The 1,565-nt window shown below is 65.8% G+C and carries 1 protein-coding gene; it reads right to left on the bottom strand.

What is annotated here, in order from left to right:
- Positions 1-32: 32 nt before the first annotated feature.
- The coding region (tnpC, locus tag QWY80_RS08775; RefSeq protein WP_290230412.1) for an IS66 family transposase at positions 33-1,565 on the bottom strand (1,533 nt) is incomplete at its 5' end.

The following is a 1,565-nucleotide window of genomic DNA, read 5'->3' as shown; positions in this document are numbered from 1 at the left end:
GTAAGCGACCGGGCAACACCGCTTGTCAGTGATCAGTCGGTGTGCTGCCAGTTCTGAGGCAGGAGTTCGTGGAGCTGGCTGGCCTTCTGGGTCGGCAGTCGCTCCAGCACGTCCTTCAGGTAGGCGTAGGGTTCGTGGCCGTTCAGCTTGGCGCACTGAATCAGGCTCATGATGTTGGCGGCACGCTGTCCGCTGCGCAGTGACCCGGCGAACAGCCAGTTGCTGCGTCCCAATGCCCAGGGGCGAATCAGGTTCTCGACCCGGTTGTTGTCGATCGGCAGCCCGCCGTCATCCAGGTAGCGCGTCAGCGCCGCCCAGCGTTTCAGGCTGTAATCCAGCGCCTTGGCCGTCGCCGAGCCGTTTGGCACCTTCTCCCGATGAGCCAGCATCCAGCGGTACAGCGCGTCGGCGATGGGCCTCGCCTGGGTATTACGTAGCTGCTGGCGTTCTTCCGCCGTTAATGATTGGGCCTCGCGCTCCACCTGGTAGAGCTGGCCGATGAGCTCGATGGCCTGCTCGGCGATCTGGCTCTTGCCGGTCACGTGCAGGTCGACGAACTTGCGCCGCGCGTGGGCCATGCAGCCGATCTCGGTCACGCCGTTGGCAAAGCTCTGCTTGTAGCCGCTGTAATCGTCGCAGATCAGCTTGCCCTGCCAGCCGCCGAGGAAGTCACGGGCATGCTGGCCGCCGCGCCCTTCGCTGAAGTCGTAGATCACCGCCTTCAACCCGGCATAGGGCGTGGTGGCATAGGCCCAGAGGTAGGCCCTGTGGGTCTTCTTCTTGCCCGGGGCCAGCATCGGCACCGGGGTCTCGTCGGCATGCAGTACGGGTTCACCAAGCAGCAGGTCGCGCAGGGCATCGATCAGCGGCTGGAGCCGCACGCCGCAGATGCCGACCCACTCGGCCAGGGTGGAGCGCGGAATCGCCACGCCGGCCCGGGCGAAGATCTGCTCCTGCCGATACAGCGGCAGATGATCGGCATACTTGGCGATCAGCACCTGGGCCAGCAGGCCGGCGGTGGGGATGCCCTTGTCGATGATCTGCGCCGGCATCGGCGCCTGGGTCAGCGTCTCACACTGGTCGCAGACCCACTTGCCACGGAGATGGCGCTCGACGTGGAACACGCCCGGCGTGTAGTCGAGCTTCTCGCTGATCTCCTCGCCGATCCGTCGCAGCTGGCAGCCGCACGGGCAGTGCTCGCTCTCCGGGTCGTGGCGGATCTCGATGCGCAGCAGATCCTTGGGTAGCGGGGCGCGCTTGGGGGTCTTCTTCACCGCCGGTGCGGCGGGGGTGAGGTTCAGCGCCTCCAGCTCGGCCTCGATGGCGGCGATGTCGGCATCCACCGCCTCGTCCAGCAGGCTGATCTGCAGGACGTTGAGCTGTTCGCTGCGCTTGCCGAAGGCGTGGCGCTTGAGCAACGCCAGTTCATAGGTCAGCTTCTGGTTGACCTGCTCGGTATGCCGCAGCGTTTTCTGGCTCTGCGCCAGTGCCTGTTCCTGCTGCTCGACCTGCGTCATCAGCGTTGCCGCCAGGTGGCGGAGCTGATCGGGGGAGAGCTGGGACAG

This window comes from Halomonas ramblicola (assembly GCF_030409215.1).
GTDB lineage: Bacteria > Pseudomonadota > Gammaproteobacteria > Pseudomonadales > Halomonadaceae > Halomonas > Halomonas ramblicola.
This window is presented reverse-complemented; position numbering and strand designations above follow the sequence as displayed.